Genomic DNA, 22,429 nt, shown 5'->3' with positions numbered 1-22,429 from the left:
CCGATGATTGGGAACCGGCATCATGCGCATGAGTTCGCTCGGCGTTTGGGCCGGGTTTCACTCAGCCTTCTTGCGGCGCGGAACCTGTTGTGTACGTGTTGATTTGGCTGGCTTAGTAGCTCTTGTGTGCCTGCCAGTACGCGTACGCGCCGGAAATCGAACCATAGCGGTCTTTGCAATAATTCACAAACCACTTGAACTGGGTCTGGTAGTTGGTCTGCCAGTCTGCACCTGCGGAAGCCATCTTGCTGCCCGGCAGCGCCTGCGGCAGGCCATAAGCACCTGAAGACGGGTTCGTGGCGGTGGGGCTCCAGCCGGATTCGTGGCTGATGATGAAGTTGGCGGCGGTGAAGTCGGCCTCGGAGTAGCCGTTGGAAATCAGGTAGTCATGCGCCCAGGACTGAATCCAGCCGGCCGGCGTGGTGGTGCCGAGGCTGGCGGCGCTGGGCGAAGACACGGTGGCGGTGCCCACCAGAATCACCTTGTCGACCGGTGCCTTCTTGACCCATGAGGTGAACACGTTGGAGGAGACGACCTTATCGCCGGAGCGGGTCACCAGAGACGTGGTCTCCAGCACACCCTTCTCACCCTCGGTCTCGACCTTCTCCTGGCCATTGGGCAGGCTCGAGGTCTCCTTGCGTACTTCATTGAAAGCGATATCGGTGTCAGTGGTCTCCACCGTGGTGTTGGCGCGGTCGATGGAAATGACCGTGGACTCGGTGACCTTGGAATCCAGGCTTGGGCTCACGCTATCTTCCGGATCGAGAACGATATCGCCGGTTTCCAGCACATCCTTGACGGTGGTCATGTTATCTTTTTCGCCGAGAACCACGCGGGACTTGCCGTTGACCTTGACGGTCACATAAGTGGTGCTCTTGAGCGCACCACGGGAGGCCGAGCGGGAAGCTGCGCCGTCGGTGGCGGAGAATGAGGTTGGGGCGATGGAAGGTGTAGCGGTGCTCGACTGATAGAAGTCGCGAGATATAACGCCTGCAGTGGCAATGAGACCCACTGCGGCTACGGCCGCTGCGATCTTCGCCCACTGACCCCGAGATAGGGTCTTGACGATTGAGGTTCGCTCAGCGTGCTTCGACATTGCGCTCCTTGGTTGGGTACACACTGCTCTCCATCATAGGACGTTGAGTGGATGAATAAAAAATCCGTGGTGGGTGTTCGACCCGCCACGGATGGCATATGTAGTAGCTAGCAGTGCAAGGAAGCGCTATATATGGTCTTTTTCCGTGCTTCCGCTGCCGCAGCGTGATAAGGCTTACTGCTGCTCCTGCGCTGCCTGCTGCGCTTTGGCGGCGGCCAGATCCAGCGCCTTGGCCTGGGCGATGAGGTCGTCCAGATCGGAGGCCTGCAGCGCGCCGGCCTGCTGGAAAATGACCTCGCCCTGCTTGGCAATCATCAGCGTAGGCACCGCCTGAATGCCGGCAGCCTGAGCCAGATCCTGATTGGCATCGATGTCCACCTTGACGAAAGCGATGTTCGCATTCTCCGGCTCGTTGGACGCAGCCTCGAAAATCGGGCCGAATGCTCGGCACGGACCGCACCAAGTGGCCCAGAAGTCAACGAACACGATTTCGTTGTCGGTAATGGTCTTCTCAAACTCAGCTGAAGTGATGGCGGTGGTGGCCATTGAAGTTCCTTCCTCAAACACAGTGCTTGATGCTGTATACCAGTTTCCCAGCACCACCCAACATTTCGGCAAAAGTTTGTGCCCCAAGCTGAATGGATTGCGGGCGCATGGAGGCGATGAGGCGCTTTGCTGAGAATTCACAGACAATTTTTCGGTGAATTGTGCCCATGTTCATCAATGCGCGCGATAATGAGACCATGCCAGTCATGAATGATGAAGTGCCCGACGAGGGCGATTACGATGCCGGCCGTGGCCGCGGCGAATTCGACAACATCACGCCCGAGGACTTCATTCACGGCGGCGGTTCGGGCCACGGCAACCCGCCGGGATGGCTGGGACCGGCCGACATCAACCGGGCCCGCCACCAGATGCCCATCGCGTACGTGGAGATCGTGCCCGTGCGCACCGATGAGATGGGCCGCATTGCCCAGGTCGGCTCGTTGCTGCGCGTCGCCGAAGACGGGTCGATCGAGCGTACGCTGATCACCGGCCGTGTGCTGTATCACGAAACGTTGCGCGAGGCCATCGCCCGCAATGTGGCCAAGGATTTGGGCGATATCGCCTTGCCGCTGCTGCCGGTCGGGCTCCAGCCGTTCACCGTGGCCGAATTCTTCCCGACGCCGGGACTAAGCGAATACTACGATCCGCGCCAGCACGCCATCGCACTGTGCTACGTGGTACCTATCGCTGGCGACTGCAAGCCACAGGACGAGACGCTGGATGTGGAATGGGTGGATCCCAAGAGCGACGTAATGAACACGTTCGTGGCGCAGATGGTCAACGGTCATGGTCGCATCGTGCGGCAGGCGTTGGCCTGGGCCGGAATCTGACAGTTGTTCTGCTTCCCGCTGGTGGGGATGGCGCGTGGCGACGGAGGGCGGTCCGCGTTGAAACCGCTCCCAGCCGACTGAGCCGACAGCTCCGCCAGTGGGGTGTGAATGTGAAGGAGTAACGACAATGGCAATCGAATTGGCCAATCATATCTATCGCGATGGCGAAGGCGTGCCGGTGGTGCTGATGAACGCCTACCCGGTGGACCACCGCATGTGGGACGTGTGCGCGAAGGCGCTCGCCGACTTCGCCGACCTGAACGATGTGCCGGACTTCCCGATTTGGGCGCCGGATATGGCCGGCTCCGGCGCATCCCCGGTTCCCAGCGAGGTCGATTCCGGCCCGCGTATGGCCAACGGCGCGTACAGCGAGGCGCTGGATCGCCTGGCCGGAGCCTACGTGGACCTGATCAAGGCCGCCGGCTATGAGCAGGCGATCTGGGTCGGGCTGTCGATGGGCGGCTACGTGGCGATGGACATCCAGCGCCTGTACCCCGAAACGGTGGCCGGACTGGCCTTGTGCGACACGATGGCCGCGTCCGACGGTGTGGGCGGAGAGAACCGACTGAAGATGGCGGACGCCGCCGAACAGACGAACTCGGTCGAACCGGTCATGCACTTCGCGCAACCGGCCGATGGCGATTCCACCGTCAAGAAGACTCCTGAATTCATCGCGACCATGACCGGCTGGATCAACGAACAGAACCCGGCTGGTCTGGCTTGGCGTCAGCGCATGACCTATGGCCGGCCCGAATTGGGGGCGGTGCCGGAAACGATCAGCGCGCCGAGCCTGGTGGTATCCGGCGAACTGGACCCCTCCAGCAACCCGAGCGTGATGCGTCCGCTCGCCGAACGAATCACCGGCGCTGAATTCATCGACATTCCGGACTGCGGCCATTTCAGTGCCGTCGAACATCCGGATACCGTGGCGCGGGCGCTGCTCTCGCTTGTCAGGCGTGTGCAGAGCGCGCAGAAGAACGCATAGGAGACCTCGATGACCGCTGACATTCATTTCTCACCTCTGGCACTGACCCATGCGCTGCCGTTCCTGCCGCTCGCGCAAGGTGACATCGACTATCAGGTGGACCGGCGAAGTGAACCTGGCCTGATCGACGAGCTGCTGGCCGAGCCGACCACCAAAGTCGTGCTTACGCGCGGCGGACTTGTCGCCGTACCGCGCGGCCAAGGCGAGCTCGTGGACTATGAGAACGTGAAAATGCGGCTCGCCACATTGCCGGGCGCCTATGTGTCCGCCGAACTGGCACGCTACCCCGAAGCGGTCGCCATGTTCCTCGGCTCCTATGTCGGGGCGCGCGGCGAATCCGTGGTCGCCGTGGATATCACGCGCGTGCCGGAAGCCGGTGTTCCCGGTGTTGACGGGATTGCTGATGTTTCCGGTGCTGCCGACGGCGTGCTCGGCACCCAGGATTCCGGCACCGTGGACGGCGCGCTGGGCAAGAACGGCATCAGCGGAGGTGCTGCCGCCGGAATACGGCAGCCGGGAAATACCAAGGGCAATGGCGGCGTAGCCGCAGCCAAAATCGCCGGGCCGCTCGGTGTACCGGATTCGGCCGGACAAGGTGCGGACGATGCCTTCGATGATTCGGTCGGCGCGCCCGTACAACCCTTGGTCCCGAAGCCCACGCTGTTGCAACAGGCCGTGACCCGGTTCGACTGGGTGGACCTGCGCGGATTCGCCCCTCACGCCAACGCGCGCGAGGCTGGGCAAGCCACCAGTGCCATCACCTTAAGCATCTGGCACAGCCGCCAGCGGTTCTGCCCCACCTGTGGCGCGGCAGTCCGGCCGGCGCTCGCCGGATGGGCGCAGCGATGCACCAACGAGGCGGACGGCAACCGTGTGCTGTTCCCGCGTGTGGAGCCGGCGGTCATCACCGCCATCGTGGACGGGCACGACCGTCTGCTGCTGCAACACAACGCGGCATGGAATGATTCGAGGCTGTATTCGGTGTCCGCCGGATTTGTGGAGGCGGGGGAGAACCTTGAACACGCCTGCCGCCGCGAGGCCATGGAAGAGACCGGCATCAAGCTCGGCGAGGTGCGGTACCTGGGCTCGCAGCCGTGGCCGTTCCCGGCTTCGCTGATGATGGCGTTCAAGGCACATGCAATCACCACCGACGTGCATGTGGACGGCGAGGAGACCATGACCGCGCGATGGGTCACACGCGACGAATACACGGCCGAGCTCATCGCCGGCCGTATGGCGGCGCCGGGCCGCGCCACCATCGCCCGCTACATGATTGAGGAATGGCTCGGTCGCGAGCTGTGACGGACCGCGAAGATAGGTTAGGCTTATGACTATGAGTGATGACAACGAAAACGAACAGCCGCTGAACCTCGACATTCCCGACCATCTCGAATACTCCGAGGAGCATGCGTGGGTGGACCGTTCGGTCGACCCCGCAATCATCGGCATCACCGAATACGCCGCCGACCAGCTTGGCGAACTTGTGTTCGTGGATCTGCCTGAGCCTGGCGCCCGTGTGGAGGCCGGCGACGAGATCGTGGAGCTTGAATCCTCCAAGGCCGTCCAGCCGTTGATCAGCCCCGTGGCGGGTACGGTCAAGTATGTGAACCGTGACGTGGCGGACGACCCGTCCGTGGTCAACGGCGATCCGTACGGCGAAGGCTGGCTGCTGAAGGTCGAGCTTGACGACGATGAGCCGGAGCTGCTGAGCGCCGACGAATACGCGAATGTCGTGCGGTAGTTCTACCCATGGCTCCCCCCTGAGGGGAGCTGGCTATGAAGCGGACTGAGGGGAGTTTCCATATGTTGGGGACTCCCCTCAGTCGCCCATGGTGACAGCTCCCCTCAGAGAGGGGAGCCAAGAAAATGAGGTGTATGGCCTATATTGGTGTCTATGAGAAGCCCACGCGAGGATTTTGAGGCGGCAGGCAAGCGACTGCCTTGGGATGCTGCTGCTCGCAATGCAGCGCTGTCCGCCACTGCGCCAGTCTCTGACGTCAAGGCATCCGCCAATGGCGCCGACAATGCCAGCAATGCTGAACATTCCGATGACATGCCCACCGTGCCGATTCCCGCACGCAAGGCTGCCACGACGTTCGACACCCCCTCCAAGCATGAGCGCATCGAGGTCAAGCCGCCGATCACCCGATTCATACGTCGTGCCATCACCCGCGTGTTCGGCGTATGGTCACACATCTCCACTCAGGTGGTGCGCCAATGGGGCTGGTATCCGCGAGTGGAACCCTATGTGGGTTATGGCACCGGCGATTACTCGCGCCTGATCTGCCGCACGGTATACGCCCCCAAGCATGCGCAATCCGGCGAACTGATCCGCGGCATCCGCGGCATGCTTGCCGTGCCCGCACCGCGCACCCACGTGCAGGCCAGCATTGATGACATGCCGCTGAACACCGTGCAGATCGGCGTCTCCGAGGTCTATGACAAGGTGGACCGCACGCGCGATCTCGGCAGCGAATACGCCATCTCCGATTCCGCCGGATACCTCGACCTCGTGGCCGAGCATCGTCTGGTGCCCGGCATCCATCGCGTCTCCTACAGCGTGGCCAACCGCAAACCCGTGAGTGCCAACCTGTACACCATCCCCGCCAGTGCCAAAGTCGGCATCATCTCCGATGTGGACGACACCATCATGATCACACAGGCCCCGGTGCCATGGAAGGCCGCGTACAACCTGCTGTTCCTCGACCCCAAGAAGAAAGCCTCCGTGCCGGGCATGAGCGTGCTGTTCACCCGCATCGCCGACTTGTTCCCCGGCGCACCGTTCTTCTATCTTTCGACATCGCCTTGGAATGTGGAGAGTTCGATTCGCAACTTCATCACTGACCATGGTTTTCCCGAAGGCCCGCTGCTGCTGCGCGACCTCGACCCGAGGCCCAAGACCTTCGTGCCCACCGGCCCCCAGCACAAACTTGAGTTTGCTGAACAACTTATGGCCGACTTCCCGGACATGAAGTTCATTCTGGTGGGCGATGACGGGCAGAAGGACCCGACCACGTACGCCACCATCGCCCGCAGATATCCCGGACGTGTACTGGCGATCGTCATTCGTGAGTTGAGCCCGCGCGAATCAACCGGATTGGCGTCGGTGACGGGGCTCACCTCGACCCAGCCGACTCCGGTAACCGATGTACCAGTATTCACCGGCACCACCGGCTCGAACATTCTGAAGACCATGCTGCCGTATCTGAAGACGGTGTTGCGATAAGCGCGGCGTGATGAACGCCGAATGCGTCCCGGTGTGGTGCCTCGCCTATAATCGCGTGGTATGACTGACGATAGCACAAACGCCGCGGCCGCGATGCCGCCTTACGCCAAGCGCGAGCCGAAGCGCCGCGAATTCCACGGTGACGTTTTCGAAGACGATTACGAGTGGATGCGAGACAAAGACTCCGATGATGTGCGCAGCTACGTAGCTGCCGAAAACCAGTACTGCGAGCGTCGCATGGCGCATCTGGCGGATTTCCGGCATACGTTGTTTGAAGAGCTGAAATCGCATGTGGAAGAGACCGATATGTCGGTTCCCACGCGCGTCAATGATTACTGGTACTTCACCCGCACGCAGCAGGGCAAACAGTATGGCGTGCAATGCCGCATCCCCGTGCGCGATGCCGATGACTGGGACCCGCCGGTCGTGGATCCGCAAGGCGCGCCCGGCTCCATGCCCGGTGAACAGGTCGTTTTTGATGCGAACAAGGAATCCGAGGGGCATGACTTCTTCCGGCTCGGCGGCTTGGATCTGAGCAAGGACGGCCGTTGGATGCTGTACGGCGTGGATGTTGCGGGAGACGAACGATATGATTTCCGCATTCGCGACCTTGCCGGGCTGGAGACCGGGGAGCCGGTCAGCGAACTGCCCGAACAGTTCACCGGCATTGGCAGCGCATGCTTCACGCCGGACGGCCAATGGGTGTTCTGGGTGGAATTGGACGATTCCTGGCGGCCGCTCGCCGTGTGGCGGCATCGTGTTGGCACGGCGGCCGAATCGGATGTGTGCGTGTACCGAGAAACCGATGAACGGTTCTGGGTGGGCGTTGGCATCAGTTTTGATGAGCGCAATATCGTGATCGGCACCGGTTCCAAAACCACCACCGAAGTGCTGATGCTGCCGGTGGCCACGCCTGAAGGCGAATTCCAAGCCTTCATTCCACGTCAGAACGATATTGAATATGATGTGAGCTTTGCCTGTTTTGAAGGCGCGGGGGAGAACGGTGCGGATGTGCCACTCGCCGTGGTCTATCACAACGCCGCCAATCCGAATTTCGAAGTCGACGTCATTGACATGCGTGGCCATGAGCCGCCGTACCAACTCGGCGAAGGCGTGTGCATTGCCGCCGGGTCGCCGTACGGCTGTGAACATGGTGAGCCGGATAAGCCGATTACCGAGGCATACTTCAACGCCACCAATCCGGCGATATTGCAGGGTGCCCACGGTCTGGGCATCGAAGGCATCGCGTTGCATCGCAACTTTGTGTCCCTGAGCTACCGTGCCGACGGCCAGCCGCACGTGGCATACATGACCAAGAGCGCGGCTGCCGCCGACTTCCTGGCCGGACGGCCGTGGCGGTTTACGGAACTGCTGCCGCCTGCCCTGGAGGACGACTGGGACATGGTTGCCGCCGATCGCGAAGGCTTCACCGGCGATCATGGCGAAATCTTGTGGACCGAAGATGAGGCCCCCACGGATCACACGTCATCTTCCGATGGTGCCAGCGACGACCACCTGCCCGGTGAGACCCGGCGCTTGTACACCATCGGCGTCGGCGGCAACCCATCGTATGAGGCGCCGCGCATGCGCTACTCGTTCGCCAGCTACACCCGCCCGGGCGAGCTGCACGAAATCGATCCCGCCACCGGTGAAGATGCGCTGCTGAAGCGAGCCACCGTGTTGGGCAACTTCAATCCACGCGATTACATGGAACGCCGTGTGTGGATTACCGCGCGCGACGGCGAACGCATTCCTGTTTCCCTCGTCTGGCACCGCGATTGCCCGGCGCAGGATTCGCCGATGTTCATTACCGGATATGGTGCATACGAGATTTCCTCCGATCCGGGGTTCTCGGTCTCTCGTCTGAGCATGTTGGATCGCGGTGTGCTGTACGCCGTGCCGCATATTCGTGGCGGCGGCGAAATGGGACGTGCCTGGTATGAACAGGGGCGCAGACTGAACAAGAAGCATTCCTTTGAAGACTTCGTGGACGCCACACGCGCGCTGCAGAAGGCGCATTTGGCTGATGCTTGGCGCACCGTGGCCAACGGCGGATCCGCTGGCGGCCTGCTGATGGGCGCGATTGCCAATATGGCGCCCGAATGCTACGCCGGTGTTGAGGCGGATGTGCCGTTCGTGGACGCGTTGACCTCCATTCTTGACCCGGACTTGCCGTTGACCGTCACCGAATGGGACGAATGGGGAGACCCGTTGCATGACCCTGAGGTGTATCAGTACATGAAGTCGTACACGCCATACGAGAATGTGCCGGTCACCGTGCTCGAGGGCGGCGACGACGAGGCTGCCGGTGACGGCAGTGCTGATGGGGCTGCCACCGGCGCGCTCGCCGCCGCGCAATTCCCGAGAATCTTCATTACCACCTCGATGAACGACACCCGCGTGCTGTACGTCGAGCCGCTCAAATGGCTGGCCCGTCTGCAGTCCGCCGGCGTGGACGCGGTGGCCAAGATTGAGGTCGAGGCCGGTCACGGCGGTCTATCCGGGCGTTACAAGCAATGGGAAGAGGTTTCCTATGAGAACGCTTGGTGCATGGATGTGATGGGGCTCGCTCATTAGGTCATTCTGTCGTTCATTAGGTCGGTGTCCTCTTCTATGTGAGACTGAAATGCCGCCATTTCAGTCCCTGAAATGAACCCACACCGACCTAATGAACACTAAAATGACCTAATGAATGTCTCGACACGATACGCATGTTGGTTGTGTCCACTAGCTGAGCGGGTTCGGGCCGGCAGGTGGTCGCGCGAGTAGGCTCCTTGAACTATGGCAAAGACATATAAAATCGCCGTTATTCCCGGCGACGGTATTGGCAAGGAAGTCACTCCGTGGGCTCAGAAGGCTTTGGAAAAGGCCGCTGAAGGCGTAGCTGACTTCGAGTACGAGAACTTCGACTTGGGTGCCGAGCGCTATCTGCGCGATGGTGCGATCCTGCCCGAGGACGAAGAGGGGCGCATCAAGGCCAACGACGCGATTCTGCTCGGTGCCGTGGGCGATCCGCGCATCAAGGCCGGCATTCTGGAACGCGGCCTGCTGCTGAAGCTGCGCTTCGACCTCGACCAGTACGTGAACCTGCGCCCCTCCAAGCTGTACAAGGGCGTCACCTCGCCGCTCGCCAACCCCGGCGACATCGACTTCGTGGTGGTGCGTGAAGGCACCGAAGGTCTGTACTGCGGTGCCGGCGGCGCGGTGCGCCGCAACACCCCGCAGGAGGTGGCCACCGAGGTGTCCATCAACACCGCATACGGTGTGGAGCGTGTGGTGCGTTACGCCTTCAAGCTTGCTATGAAGCGCAAGAAGCACGTCACCCTGGTGCACAAGAAGAACGTGCTCGTCAACGCCGGTGATATGTGGCAGCGCATCGTCGACAAGGTCGGCGAGGAATACCCTGAGGTCACCCACGACTACCAGCACATCGATGCGGCCACCATCTTCCTGGTCTCCGACCCGAGCCGTTTCGATGTGATTCTCACCGACAACCTCTTCGGCGACATTCTGACCGATGAGGCCGGCTCCGTGGTGGGCGGCGTGGGCTACTCCGCCTCCGGCTGCATCAACGCCTCCGACGAGTTCCCGTCCATGTTCGAGCCGATTCACGGTTCCGCTCCGGACATCGCCGGTCAGAACAAGGCCAACCCGACCGCCGCCATCCTCTCAGCCGCCATGCTGCTCGAGCATCTCGGCTTTGATGATGCGGCCAAGAAGATCCATACCGCCGTCGAAGCGGACATCGAGGAGCTCGGCTCCACCGTGCGCTCCACCGACCAGGTCGGCAAGGACATTCTGGCCCGCATGTGACCTCAAACTTGGCTCCCCTTCAGAGGGGAGCCAGAAAACTCTCTATACTGAGTTGCATGCAAATACGACATGGGGAATGCAAAACCGTTGGCGGCAAACTAGTCGCCGTGACCGTATCCGTCGATGATGACGGCACCGCACAGCCATGCCATATCAGTGGTGATTTCTTTATTGAATCAGTTTCGGATGCCGAATCTCATGCTTTGTTGCATGACCTGGAACAAGCTCTAATTAGCGATGATTCATTGCGGTCCGTATTGGACGCTCATCCAAGTTGCCGAATTATCGGCACCGATGAAGTTGCCATCAAAACCGCATACAGCCGAGCCGTAAGCAGCAACTTGCCCCCGCTGGTGGGGGCTCCCGCGCAGCGGGTGGGGGTGGTCAGCCCCGATGCGCCGAACATCCCAGCATCCATCAATACACAAACCAAACAGTCCGACGAAAGCTCTGAATACCGGGAGCGTTGGAACGCCCTCAAGCCTCAACTCACCGTGATCCACGACCATCCGCGTACTCCGGACGAACAAATGGCCATTGACGAGACCTGGGCGCGTGAAGTCGCAGCAGGAACACGACAGCCGACCATCCGATTATGGGAGTGGGCGGGCCCGGCTGTGGTCATCGGCCGTTTCCAATCGGCCCAGGACGAGGTGAATCTGGACATTGCCAAGCAGCTCGGCTTCGACGTGGTACGCCGTTGCACGGGTGGCGGAGCGATGTTTATCGAACCGGGCAACACCATTACCTATTCTCTGTATGCACCGCTCGATTTCGTTCAGGGCGTAAGCATCGAAGAATCCTACCGGCTCTGTGACTGGTGGCTGGTCGAAGCGCTGCGCGAACTTGGTTTGGATGTGCGGTTCACGGGCCTCAATGATATCGCCTCGCAGTACGGCAAGATCGGGGGAGCGGCGCAGCGGCGCTTCCCCGTAGGCTCAGGCGGCGCGGTGCTGCACCATGTGACCATGGCATATGACATCGATGCGGCCAAGATGAGCCGTGTGCTCAACACCAGTCGCGAGAAGATGTCAGACAAAGCGGTGAAATCAGCGGTCAAACGCGTGGACCCGATGAAAAGCCAGACCGGCCTCAGCCGGGCGCGGATCGTCGAACACCTCATCGACTGGTTCTCCGCATGAGCGTCCGCGCCGAACGGGCGCGTTACAATATGACAGTCGAGGTCAGGCACGGGACGATCGATAAGGATGGTGCGATGAGCTTGGAAACGCCAAACGCTTTTGCTGACGAGGAGAACATCCTGCTGCATACGGCATTGTTCAAGCAGGTATCGCCAGCCGAAGCCGAGGAGCTGTTGCCGCATTTGAAGCGTGCGACGTTCGATAAGGGCGACTATATCTTCTCCGAAGGCGATACCGACCAGCGCATGTATTTACTGGAGCAGGGGCGCGTCAAGCTGATTCGCACTTCTTCCGATGACCGCGTGCAACTGCTGTCCATCCACGCGCCGGGCGAAGTGCTTGGCGAGATTCCGGTATTCGACCCCCATGGTGGCCCGCGCACCGCGTCAGCAGTGGCCATGAGCCATGGAACGCGCGTGGTCTGGCTGGAGCATGATGCCCTGTTCGCATGGCTTGATGAGCATCCGCGTGTGGCCATCGACATGTTGCAGGTCATGGCCAACCGCCAGCGCGGCAACAACGAACGCATCTCCGACTTGGTATTCATGGATGTGCCGGCGCGTCTGGCCAAGATATTGCTCAACTTGGGCTCACGTTTCGGCGAGCCGGTGGAACAGGGTCTCAAAGTGCCGCATGACCTGACTCAGGAAGAGCTGGCCCAACTGGTGGGCTCCAGTCGTGAGACCGTGAACAAGGCGTTGATGGACTTTTCCAACCGCGGATGGATCGCACGTGACGGCCGATCAATCATCATCTTCCAGCCAGGTATGCTGATTCGACGCTCGCGGCGCTGACCGTTCGGCTGACTTCCAGCCGATGTTACGCTAGTGCGGTTCTTGTGATGATATGTTCACGGGAGCTGACCGTAAGCCCGGTTGGTAGGGCACCCCATTTAGAATGGGGCCCATGCCCAAAAAGAAGTCCCTCACTCTCCAACGTGTGCTTGTTCTCCTCTTGGCCTATATCATGCTTGCCGTATGCGGTGGCGTGGCGGCCAGTGTGTTGTTTGTACCGGGTGTGGTCGGTGCCAATAAAGCCGCCAAAGCGGTGATCCCGTCGCTCAAGGTAGAAAATGTGGACTTCGATGTGACCAGTCTGCCTCAGAAGTCGACGATGTACGCGCGAGACGGTTCCACCGTTATCGCGACGTTCTACAACCAAAACCGTATCGTCGTGCCGCTGAAGAAGATTTCCAAAACCATGCAGCAGGCAGTGGTGGCGCGCGAAGACCGTCGATTCTGGACTCACGCCGGCGTCGACGTGCAAGGCGTGATGCGTGCGTTCGTGCAGACCTACCTCGTCAAAGGCTCCCAGCAGGGTGGTTCGTCGCTGACCCAGCAGTACGTCAAGAACGTGCTGCTCATGCAGGCGATCGAGGACGACGACCCGATCGCCCAGTACCATGCCACCGAAGACACCGTCGCCCGCAAGATCCGCGAGATGCTGATCTCCGTGCAGATGGAGAAGAAGTATTCCAAGGCCGAGATCCTGCAGGGCTATCTGAACATCGCCCAGTTCGGCAACAACCTGTACGGCGTGGAGACCGCGGCCCAGCGCTACTTCAGCGTGTCCGCCGCCGACCTGAACGTGGTGCAGTCCGCCACCATCGCGGCCATCACCAAGAACCCGAGCCAGTACGATCCGCTGGTCGAGGAGAACCAGAAGGAAAGCGAAAACCAGCGCAACATCGTGCTCAAGCTGATGCTGCAGGAAGGGTACATCACCCAGGACCAGTACACCGAAGCCGTGAACACGCCGCTGAAGGACACGCTGAAGGTGCAGTCCGTGAACGTCGGCTGCCAGGACACCGGCGACTATGCGTACTTCTGCGACTTCGTGGTGCGCCGCATCCAGAACTCCGAGGAATTCGGCAAGACCCGCGCCGAACGCAACAAACTGCTGCAGGAGGGCGGCCTGAAGATCGTCACCACATTGGATGTGGAGGCGAACTCCATGATGATGGACACCGCGCGCCGCACCATTCCGCCCGATGATCCCAGCGGCATGGAGATCGCCATGGCCGCGGTCAAACCGGGGACCGGCGAGGTGCTGGGCTTCGGCCTGAACCGCCACTACGACGCCACCCCGGCGGCCGCGAACGACCCGACCAAGACGAGCCAGAACTACGCCGTCGATCTGGTGGACGGCGGCGGCTCCGGTTGGACCATCGGCTCGTCCTGGAAGCCCATCAACCTCATCGCATGGATGGAGGCGGGCCATTCGATCAACGACAACCTGCAGACCACCACGACGTACCCCACGACCGACTTCGCCTGCGACAACTACAAGGGCGGCGCCGATTCGTGGAACGTGTCGAACGCCATGGGCGCCGGCACGGTGAACCCGGAAAGCCCGTTCCTCGGTCTGGTGCGATCGCACAACACCACCCAGGCCTCCATGGGCGCCATCCTCAAACTGTGCAAGGTGGCGGACACCGCGACCGAACTGGGATACCATGACGCCGCCACCGGCGAGACCATCGACAAGACCCCGGTGTACACGCCGTCCATGATGATCGGCTCGGTGAACGTGTCCCCGCTGACCATGGCGAGCATCTTCGCCGTATACGCCTCGAACGGCGTGCAGTGCAACCCGATCGCCATCAACAAGGTGACCGGCAGGGACGGCAAGGAGTTCAAGGTCCCGTCCGCGAACTGCCATCAGGCGGTGGATAAGGACATCATCCAAACACTCGCTTATACCCTGAACCAAGGTACGGTGCGGCCGGATGGTGCCGGTTGGTCATTCAGATTGGCTGACGGGCGTAAGTCGTTTGGTAAGACCGGTACCAGTGAGGATCTCGCGGTGTCCGGTGGATCGTTCATTCCTAATCAGATCGCGGCGTTCGCTGTGGTCGGCGACGCACAGAACCCGTACACCAACCGTATTTCCAACATTGCCATCAACGGCCGGTACAACAGCTATTGGGATGGTTCGACAATCGCAGCTCCGGCCGTTACCAACTTCTTCAATAGCTACATTTCCAAGAAGAAAATACCGATTGACAACGATTACGGCCAGCCCGTCTCGAAGTACACCACGACTGGCAAGTATCTGGGCATTGGCGGACGAACGTTCAGCGCGCCGCAGACCACTGCGAATGGCAACAGCCAATCGCAGAGCAACAACAATCAGTCTCAGTCGCAGAACACTGGGCAAAACAACACCCAAACCCAGGGGCACTGATTCAGAGCAGTTGTGAATGATGGCCAGTGATTGGTGATTGGCGTTTGACATTTGGTGATTGCAGGCCGGCTGAGTCTACGTAACATGGCCGACTGCGATACCCAGATTACGTAGTTTGCGGGCGTTACCTGTTTCAGGTGACGCCCGTTTTACAATACTTAATGACAACGCCAGCGCGTTCATCGAATATTCGCCATGAACGCGCATCGGAAAGGGGAACGATGAGCAACGACGATCTGACGCATGAGAATTTTGATTTTCGTGGATTCGACGTGCCGGATCTCAAAGCGGTGACGATGGCTTCGTCTTCGGACGGCGATCAGTCCAAGCAGCCGAAGACCAAGCACGAGGATGCATCGAGGAACCGTAAGCACGGTAAGAAGAAGTCAAAATCCGACGCACGGTCCAAGAAGCGGGCCGGCACGGGCAAGACAAGCGAATCGTTCGATGATTATGAGGATTATGAGGATTATGAGGGAAGGGAAGCTGTGGGCAAGGCAGATAAGAAAGCCAGCAAGGACCGTCCTGGGCTGTTTGCGCCAATGACGCTGCGCGAGGTGACCGTGCGTAATCGTATTTGGTTGCCTCCGATGTGCACGTATTCATCATTCGCCCGCGACGGTAGGCCCACGCCGTTCCACTACCAGCATTACGTGTCTCGCGCGTTCGGCGGATTCGGCATGGTGATCGTCGAATCCACCGCCGTGGCTCCTGAGGGGCGTATCACGCCATGCGATCTGGGCCTGTGGGAAGACGGGCAGATTGATGCTTGGCGCTGGATCGTGGACGGTATTCGCGAGGCGGGTGCGGTGCCTGCCATCCAACTCAACCATGCGGGGCGTAAGGCTTCGACTGGTTGTTTTGCCGTTGGCTACGACGGTCAGAGTGTGCCGGAGGAGGCGGGCGGCTGGCCCACCATGGCACCGTCTGAAATCGCATTCGGCGGGCTGCGTACGCCGCGCACGCTGTCCGTGGATGAGATTCATGGTCTGGTCGGCGCGTTCGCCGCGGCGGCGGGCCGGGCGTCGGCCGCCGGCTTCCAAGCGATACAAATTCATGCCGCGCATGGCTATCTGATTTCTCAGTTCCTTGACCCGCTGAGCAATGAGCGTGATGACGAATATGGTGGCGATTTGACCGGTCGCTCTCGTTTCCTGGTCGAGGTTGTGGATGCCGTGCGCGGGGCCGTCCCCGAGGGCGTGCCGGTTCTGGTGCGCATTTCGGCCACGGATTGGGCCGCTGGCGGTTGGGATTTGGATCAGACCATTGCACTATCCAAGGTGCTGAAGGAGCATGGCGTCGATGTGATGGACGTGTCCACTGGCGGCATCATGTCGGGAGTGTCGATTCCGGTCAAGCCGAACTATCAGGTGCCGTTCGCCGAGCAGGTCAAGTCCAAGGCCGATATTCCGGTGACCGCGGTGGGTCTTATCACCAAGCCGAAGCAGGCGGCCAAGATTTTGGCCCGTGGCGAAGCCGATGCCGTGGAAATTGGCCGCGCCGCATTGCGCGATCCGTACTGGCCGTTGCGTGCGGCCAACAAGCTGGGCATACCGTCCACAGAGGTCCCCTACGCCCCGCAATACGTGGCCGGTGCGTACTGAATCCTCATGGGGCGGTGACTTTCCCATGGGGCGGTGACTTTCCCATGGGGCGGTAAAACCCTCATGGGGCGGTAACCCAAAACGGCGGTATTCTGCGGAATGTGAAATTTGGCTAACCGCCTCATGGGACAATCACCGCCCCATGAGGGTTTTACCGCCCCATGGGTAATAGGGCAATATGTGAGTTCACTCCACGTCTACGCCGACGGCATCGGAGACGTGCTCGAATCCGTCACGGCGCAGCAGCTGGGCCAGACCGCGCTTCAACACGGTAATCTGCTGCGGGCCTCGGTACATCAGCGCGCTGATGAACATGACCAAGCTGGAGCCGGAACGAATCTTCGCATAGGCTTGCTCGGGGGTAAAGACGCCACCGATGCCGGCGATAGCGAACCGGTCGCCATACTCTTTGTACACCTTGCGAATCAGCTCGGTGCTGGCGTTGGTGCACGGGCCGCCGGACAGGCCGCCCTCCCAATCGCGCGGAATCTCGAGGCCGGTGCGGTCCTTCTGCAGATTGGCGATGGACAGCCCCTGCACATTGTGCTCGGCCAGCACATCGAGCAGCTCCTTGTACTCGCCCCACGGCTTGTTCAACGGCATCTTGACCAGCGTGGGCTGCGGGCGGTCGATCTTGTCGAGCGCCGTAAACAGACGGTCGAGCGCTTCCGGAGTCGTGGTGAACGGTTCGCCGACGTGCGTGTTCGGGCAGGAGACGTTGACCTCCACCATCGCGGTGCGGCCGACGGCGCGGCGCATTGAAATGCAGTAATCCTCAATGCCTTCGTCCAAATCGCCGCACTGGTCGTCGTTGGTGCGGGCGATCGACACGGACAGCTGCATCTGGCGGGCCTGAGTCCAAGCCTTCTCGGCGCGCTCGATGACCTTGTCCGAACCGATGTTGGCGAGGCCGACGTGCACCATCATCGAATCGTATTCAGGCAGACGGTGGAACCACGGCTTGGCGTTGCCCGAGCAGGGACGCGAGGTGGTGGAGCCTACGGTTTCGAAGCCGAAGCCGGCGTGGTCCAGCACCACGGGCATGTCGCAGTTCTTGTCGAGGCCGGCGGACAGGCCGAACGGGTTGGTGAAATCGACGCCCATCACATTCGTTTCCAGAATGGGGTCGGTGTAGTCGAGCATAAGCTGCTCGGCGAGCAGCAGCGGCGGGACGTTCTTGACGACATGGCAGAACTCGATCATCTGATCGTGTGCCTCATCGGGGCGGTGGTTGAACACGAAGTTCGGTTTGATGATGTGCTTGTAGCCGAAGGTGAACAGATCGGTGGTGGCTTTGTTGACGGCGTCGTGCCAGAAGCTTTCAGAAACGTAAGTCATACCGCCTATTGTCTCACGCTTGGGCCGGTGCGGCTAGGCGATCCCTACCTAGGCGAATTGGGGAAGGGGCTACCGCGTGTCGGGGCACACGCAGGCGTAGGCTCGGCAGAAGATACATGAATCGGGACGCACCAGGTATCAGGCGTGACTCTCCGCTGAGCAACGCGCGCGGGAGAGTCGTCGGTCGTGAGCTATCGCGCTAGTGGCCGCTGTGAGAATATCGGTTCGCGCAATGTGCGATTTTGCGTGGTTTTGCGGAAATGAACACCTGAATTGCCTGGAATTTTCGAGAAATTGTCCCCAAAACGCTCAAGCCGGTTTGGTTTGTGAGCTTTTGTGTGCGATAATGTTCACATGATTTCGTCACAACGTCAGCACCTCATCTTGAGCAGGTTGCGCACACGCGGGGCAGTGCGCATTACGGCGCTATCGAAGGAACTGGGTGTGTCAGCGATGACCATCCGCCGCGATATCGCCGAACTTGCCGACAAGGGACTGCTGAAGCGCGTCCATGGCGGCGCGGTGACTACCAGTACTTTGCTCAGCGAACCCCTGTTCTCTGTCAAGTCCCAGATGGATATCGGCCTGAAGGGCGCCATCGCCCAGGAAGCCATCCAATATGTGGCTCCCGGCGACGTAATCGCCATCGGCGGCGGCACCACGGCCTATGTCTTCGCCCAGCATCTGCTCGAATCGCAGCAGTCCAGCGGCATCACCATCCTCACCAATTCGATTCCCGTGGCCGAGCTGGTCCAGGCCCTCGAATCCAAGGATGTGGAGGTGATCGTCACCGGTGGCGTGATCACCCGATCGAACTCGCTTGTCGGCCCGATCGCGGACAAGGTCGTCGCCTCGCTGCGTGTCAACACCGTATTCCTCGGCACCCACTCGGTGTCGATTCCCCGTGGCTTCCTGATGCCGAATTCGCTGGAAGCCGCAACCGATATGGCGATGATGGACATCGCCGATCGCACCATAGTTTTGACCGATCACACCAAGTGGAGCTGCACATCGCTGTCGCTGTTTGCGCGCTTCGACCAAGTGGACACGGTCATTACTGACGACGGGCTCGACCCCGACTCCGCCGCCAAAACCAAGGATTTGGTAAAGGAACTCGTGCTGGCCCACCAGAGCGAGATCATTGAGGAAAGTGAGTAAACCTATGGCTGATTTCGCCAACTACACCCCCGGGGAGTATGCGAAGGAGCACATCCGCATCACGCCGACGACGCTTGCCGACGGTCGTGACTTTTTCTACCTGGACGACGACCCCGAGTTCGTTTCCGGTGCCAAGACCCGCGAGCTCAAGGACCCGCGCCCGCTGGACTACCGTTTCGCCCCGCACCTGGACGCCGACGGCAACGAAGTGCCGTACGCCGCCCCGCAGATGCGCCGCGACCCGCTGACCGGCGACTGGATCCCGATGGCCACCGCCCGTATGAACCGCCCGATCACCGCCGGTCCCGGCGCCACCGCCAAGGGCAACCCGCTGGCCGCCCGCAAGCCCGGTGACCCGTACCAGGACGGCGAAGTGCCGGACACCGACTACAACGTCGTGGTGTTCGAGAACCGCTTCCCCTCGATGGTGCGCGTACCCGGTGTCTCCGAGGACGTGACCTACGTTGACGGCAACCCGCTGTGGGAGAAGAAGCTCGCCGCCGGCCGCTGCGAAGTCATCTGCTTCGACCCGAACGAGGACGGCCTGCCGGCCGATCTGCCGGTCTCCCGCCTGCGCACCGTGGTTGAGGCCTGGGCCTTCCGTACCGCCGAAATCTCCAAGATGGAAGGCATCGAGCAGATCTTCCCGTTCGAAAACCACGGCCAGGAAATCGGCGTCTCCCTCGCCCACCCGCACGGCCAGGTCTACTGCTACCCGTTCATCGCCCCGAAGATGGAGAAGGAACTCCAGCACACCGAGGCCTACCACGAGAAGACCGGCGGCAACCTGCTTAAGGACATCATGAACGCCGAGCTCGAAGCCGGCGAACGCATCGTGATGCGCAACCACAGCTGGGTCGCCTACGTGCCGGCCGCCGCCCGTTGGCCCCTCGAGGTCCACGTGGCTCCGGTGCGCGACGTGCTCACCCTCGACCAGCTCAACGACGAAGAGCGTTGGGACCTTGCCTCCATGTACTCGCACCTCCTGAAGCGCGGCAACGCCTTCTTCGACAAGGGCGACGGCAAGGGCATGGATCTGCCGTACATCGCTGCCTGGCACCAGGCCCCGATCCACGACGCCCGCCGCGAGAACTACCGCCTGAACCTGCAGTTCTTCTCCTTCCGCCGCGCCGCCAACAAGATCAAGTACCTCGCCGGCTCCGAATCCGGCATGGCCGCCTGGATCTCCGACACCACGCCGGAACTCATCGCCAAGCGCTTCCATGAGCTCGGCTCCATCGACATCGCCGACTGATAGAAAGAAAACATCAATGACTGCTGTTGAATTCATTGAGCCGCTGACCCATGAGGAAGGCGTCTCGCAAGCTACCAAGCTGTTTGTGGACACCTACGGCGCTGCGCCCGAGGGCGTGTGGGCTGCTCCGGGCCGTGTGAACCTGATCGGTGAGCACACCGATTACAACGCCGGTCTATGCCTGCCGATTGCTCTGCCGCATCGCACCTTCATCGCCCTGAAGCCGCGCGAAGACACCAAGGTTCGCGTCGTCTCCGGCGTGGCTCCCGACAAGGTCGCTGAAGCTGATCTCGATGGCCTCAAGGCCCGTGGCGTGGACGGCTGGTCCGCCTACCCGACCGGTGTGGCCTGGGCGCTGCGTCAGGCTGGTTTCGACAAGGTCAAGGGCTTTGATGCCGCTTTCGTCTCCTGCGTGCCGCTGGGCTCCGGCCTGAGCTCCTCCGCCGCCATGACCTGCTCCACCGCTCTGGCTCTGGACGACGTGTACGGCCTTGGCTACGGCGATTCCGACGCCGGCCGTGTGACCCTGATCAACGCCGCCATCAAGTCCGAGAACGAGATGGCCGGCGCCTCCACCGGCGGTCTTGACCAGAACGCTTCCATGCGTTGCACCGAAGGCCACGCGCTGCTGCTTGACTGCCGTCCGGAGCTGACCCCGCTGGAGAACGTCTCCCAGCAGGAGTTCGACCTCGACAAGTACAACCTCGAGCTGCTTGTGGTCGATACCCAGGCTCCGCACCAGCTCAACGATGGCCAGTACGCTCAGCGTCGCGCCACCTGCGAGGAAGCCGCCAAGATTCTCGGTGTGGCCAACCTGCGCGTTACCGCCGACGGCATCTCCAAGGCCGATGACCAGTTCCAGGCCCTCAAGGAAACGCTTGACGCCCTGCCTGACGAGACCATGAAGAAGCGCGTGCGCCACGTCGTCACCGAAATCGAGCGCGTGCGTTCCTTCGTGCGTGCCTTCGCCAACGGCGACATCAAGGCTGCGGGCCGTCTGTTCAACGCTTCCCACGATTCGCTGGCCGCCGACTACGAGGTCACCGTCCCCGAGCTGGACATCGCCGTAGACGTGGCCCGCAAGAACGGCGCCTACGGTGCGCGTATGACCGGTGGCGGCTTCGGCGGTTCCATCATCGCCCTGGTCGACAAGGGTCGTTCTCAGGAAGTCGCTCAGAAGATCGCCGACGAATTCGAAAATCAAGGCTTCCACGCACCGCGCGCCCTGGCCGCGTGCGCAGCGCCGAGCGCTTCGCACGAGGCCTAGGACAACCCGGTGGGTTGCCCGGCGGATGCGGTCGAGGTCGAGCCAATAGGCGAGGCCGAGGTAATGCTGGGTCGGCCGTAGGTCGTCCGTAATTGCAGGACCGCGTACGCAGCGCCAAGCGCTTCGCGCGAGGCCTGAGCCATTGCAAGCTCCCTCTGACGAGGGAGCTTCGTTTTATCCCGCACCACCACCATGCCCGCCGGCGAATCCGGCACCACTTATTCCCCATAACCCCCATAACGCTCCTGAAACCAGGCATTTCGACCATCCACATAAGGTGATGCTCGGCCTGTACATCGGCGCATTCCTCGGCATGCTGTCCGAGACATCCATGAACATCGCCCTGCCCGATTTGATGGACGAGTTCTCCGTATCCTCCGGTACCGCCCAGTGGATGGTCGTCGGCTGCATACTGGCCATTGGCGTGGTGATGACCGCGATCGGCGGCGCACTGTTCTTTACCATCGGCGTCAACTCGGGCGTTGTGCTGGTGTTCTCCTTCATGTTCAAGAGCGGCAAACGATACATGAATCGGTAATGAACATAATGGCGGGTGTCTTCCCTATACTTGGGTAGTCACCCGCTTTTTGTATACGACCAGGGAGAGCCATGAACAAGGCAATCATCACCGTCGTCGGTCAGGACACCGTCGGCATCATCGCGCGAGTCTGCACCTACCTGTCCCAGCACAACGTCAACGTGCTCGACATCTCGCAGACCATCATCGACGGTTACTTCAACATGATGATGATTGTCGACTACGCCAACGCGGACAAGGACTTCGGCGCGATGGTCGGCAACCTTGAGGACCTCGGCGACGACATCGGTGTGCGCATCCGCTGCCAGCGTGAGGAAATCTTCACCAAGATGCACCGTATTTGAGGCGGCCCGCTCAGCAGGCCGCCGCACGCGAGGAGGCGGAAAGCCCGGTGGGCTTTCCGCTGACGGAGCCATCCTTATCCCTCTGATGAGGGTGACCGCCA

Annotated in this window: 19 protein-coding genes; 16 read left to right on the top strand and 3 right to left on the bottom strand. The window is 61.0% G+C overall.

Annotation, left to right across the window (positions count from 1 at the left end):
- Window positions 1-112: 112 nt before the first annotated feature.
- A complete protein-coding gene (locus MMB48_RS09140; protein ID WP_032744845.1) occupies window positions 113-1,096 on the bottom strand; it encodes a G5 domain-containing protein in 984 nt (327 codons plus the stop codon).
- 174 nt (window positions 1,097-1,270) lie between these two features.
- Window positions 1,271-1,642 carry a thioredoxin gene (trxA, locus tag MMB48_RS09135; RefSeq protein WP_003828388.1) on the bottom strand — a complete coding sequence of 124 codons (372 nt, stop codon included), beginning with the start codon at window positions 1,640-1,642 and terminating at the stop codon, window positions 1,271-1,273.
- A 167-nt stretch (window positions 1,643-1,809) separates the two neighbouring features.
- Between trxA and MMB48_RS09130 the strand changes: the two genes are divergently transcribed.
- The 11 genes from MMB48_RS09130 to MMB48_RS09080 all read left to right on the top strand — a co-directional run bounded on the left by MMB48_RS09130 (window position 1,810) and on the right by MMB48_RS09080 (window position 16,428).
- Complete coding sequence (locus tag MMB48_RS09130; RefSeq protein WP_013140295.1) at window positions 1,810-2,472, top strand: NUDIX hydrolase family protein; 663 nt, start codon at window positions 1,810-1,812, stop codon at window positions 2,470-2,472.
- Window positions 2,473-2,599: 127 nt separating this feature from the next.
- Window positions 2,600-3,457 carry an alpha/beta fold hydrolase gene (locus tag MMB48_RS09125; protein ID WP_032744844.1) on the top strand — a complete coding sequence of 286 codons (858 nt, stop codon included), beginning with the start codon at window positions 2,600-2,602 and terminating at the stop codon, window positions 3,455-3,457.
- A 9-nt stretch (window positions 3,458-3,466) separates the two neighbouring features.
- Window positions 3,467-4,759: an NAD(+) diphosphatase gene (gene nudC / locus MMB48_RS09120; protein WP_032744843.1), complete on the top strand. Its 1,293-nt coding sequence runs from the start codon at window positions 3,467-3,469 to the stop codon at window positions 4,757-4,759.
- Between the two features lie 25 nt (window positions 4,760-4,784).
- Window positions 4,785-5,198: a glycine cleavage system protein GcvH gene (gene gcvH / locus MMB48_RS09115; RefSeq protein ID WP_012578342.1), complete on the top strand. Its 414-nt coding sequence runs from the start codon at window positions 4,785-4,787 to the stop codon at window positions 5,196-5,198.
- 153 nt (window positions 5,199-5,351) lie between these two features.
- Window positions 5,352-6,683 (top strand): App1 family protein, encoded by a 1,332-nt coding sequence (locus MMB48_RS09110; protein WP_014485115.1) that lies wholly within the window; start codon window positions 5,352-5,354, stop codon window positions 6,681-6,683.
- 60 nt (window positions 6,684-6,743) lie between these two features.
- On the top strand, window positions 6,744-9,260 hold the full coding sequence (locus MMB48_RS09105) for a S9 family peptidase (RefSeq protein ID WP_032744841.1): 2,517 nt from the start codon (window positions 6,744-6,746) through the stop codon (window positions 9,258-9,260).
- 204 nt (window positions 9,261-9,464) lie between these two features.
- Window positions 9,465-10,496, top strand: a complete 1,032-nt coding sequence (locus tag MMB48_RS09100) for a 3-isopropylmalate dehydrogenase (protein WP_012578339.1) — start codon at window positions 9,465-9,467, stop codon at window positions 10,494-10,496.
- 56 nt (window positions 10,497-10,552) lie between these two features.
- Window positions 10,553-11,638: a biotin/lipoate A/B protein ligase family protein gene (locus tag MMB48_RS09095; RefSeq protein ID WP_032744839.1), complete on the top strand. Its 1,086-nt coding sequence runs from the start codon at window positions 10,553-10,555 to the stop codon at window positions 11,636-11,638.
- A 74-nt stretch (window positions 11,639-11,712) separates the two neighbouring features.
- Entirely contained in the window at window positions 11,713-12,432 is a 720-nt protein-coding gene (locus MMB48_RS09090) for a Crp/Fnr family transcriptional regulator (protein ID WP_032744837.1), read from the top strand.
- 103 nt (window positions 12,433-12,535) lie between these two features.
- Window positions 12,536-14,824 carry a transglycosylase domain-containing protein gene (locus tag MMB48_RS09085; RefSeq protein WP_032744835.1) on the top strand — a complete coding sequence of 763 codons (2,289 nt, stop codon included), beginning with the start codon at window positions 12,536-12,538 and terminating at the stop codon, window positions 14,822-14,824.
- 221 nt (window positions 14,825-15,045) lie between these two features.
- Complete coding sequence (locus MMB48_RS09080; RefSeq protein WP_032744834.1) at window positions 15,046-16,428, top strand: NADH:flavin oxidoreductase/NADH oxidase; 1,383 nt, start codon at window positions 15,046-15,048, stop codon at window positions 16,426-16,428.
- Between the two features lie 186 nt (window positions 16,429-16,614).
- On the opposite strand, the gene MMB48_RS09075 is transcribed toward MMB48_RS09080, so the two are convergent.
- Complete coding sequence (locus tag MMB48_RS09075; RefSeq protein WP_032744833.1) at window positions 16,615-17,766, bottom strand: quinone-dependent dihydroorotate dehydrogenase; 1,152 nt, start codon at window positions 17,764-17,766, stop codon at window positions 16,615-16,617.
- 354 nt (window positions 17,767-18,120) lie between these two features.
- Between MMB48_RS09075 and MMB48_RS09070 the strand changes: the two genes are divergently transcribed.
- The 5 genes from MMB48_RS09070 (at window position 18,121) to MMB48_RS09050 (ending at window position 22,328) form a co-directional block, all read left to right on the top strand.
- Window positions 18,121-18,924: a DeoR/GlpR family DNA-binding transcription regulator gene (locus MMB48_RS09070; RefSeq protein ID WP_032744831.1), complete on the top strand. Its 804-nt coding sequence runs from the start codon at window positions 18,121-18,123 to the stop codon at window positions 18,922-18,924.
- 4 nt (window positions 18,925-18,928) lie between these two features.
- Window positions 18,929-20,179, top strand: a complete 1,251-nt coding sequence (gene galT, locus MMB48_RS09065; RefSeq protein WP_007053742.1) for a galactose-1-phosphate uridylyltransferase — start codon at window positions 18,929-18,931, stop codon at window positions 20,177-20,179.
- A gap of 16 nt (window positions 20,180-20,195) precedes the next feature.
- A complete protein-coding gene (gene galK, locus MMB48_RS09060; RefSeq protein ID WP_032744830.1) occupies window positions 20,196-21,446 on the top strand; it encodes a galactokinase in 1,251 nt (416 codons plus the stop codon).
- Window positions 21,447-21,726: 280 nt separating this feature from the next.
- Complete coding sequence (locus MMB48_RS09055) at window positions 21,727-21,984, top strand: hypothetical protein (protein ID WP_230581270.1); 258 nt, start codon at window positions 21,727-21,729, stop codon at window positions 21,982-21,984.
- A gap of 71 nt (window positions 21,985-22,055) precedes the next feature.
- A complete protein-coding gene (locus MMB48_RS09050; protein WP_007053740.1) occupies window positions 22,056-22,328 on the top strand; it encodes an ACT domain-containing protein in 273 nt (90 codons plus the stop codon).
- Window positions 22,329-22,429: the final 101 nt, after the last annotated feature.

This window comes from Bifidobacterium sp. FKU (assembly GCF_026016385.1).
GTDB lineage: Bacteria > Actinomycetota > Actinomycetes > Actinomycetales > Bifidobacteriaceae > Bifidobacterium > Bifidobacterium infantis.
This window is presented reverse-complemented; position numbering and strand designations above follow the sequence as displayed.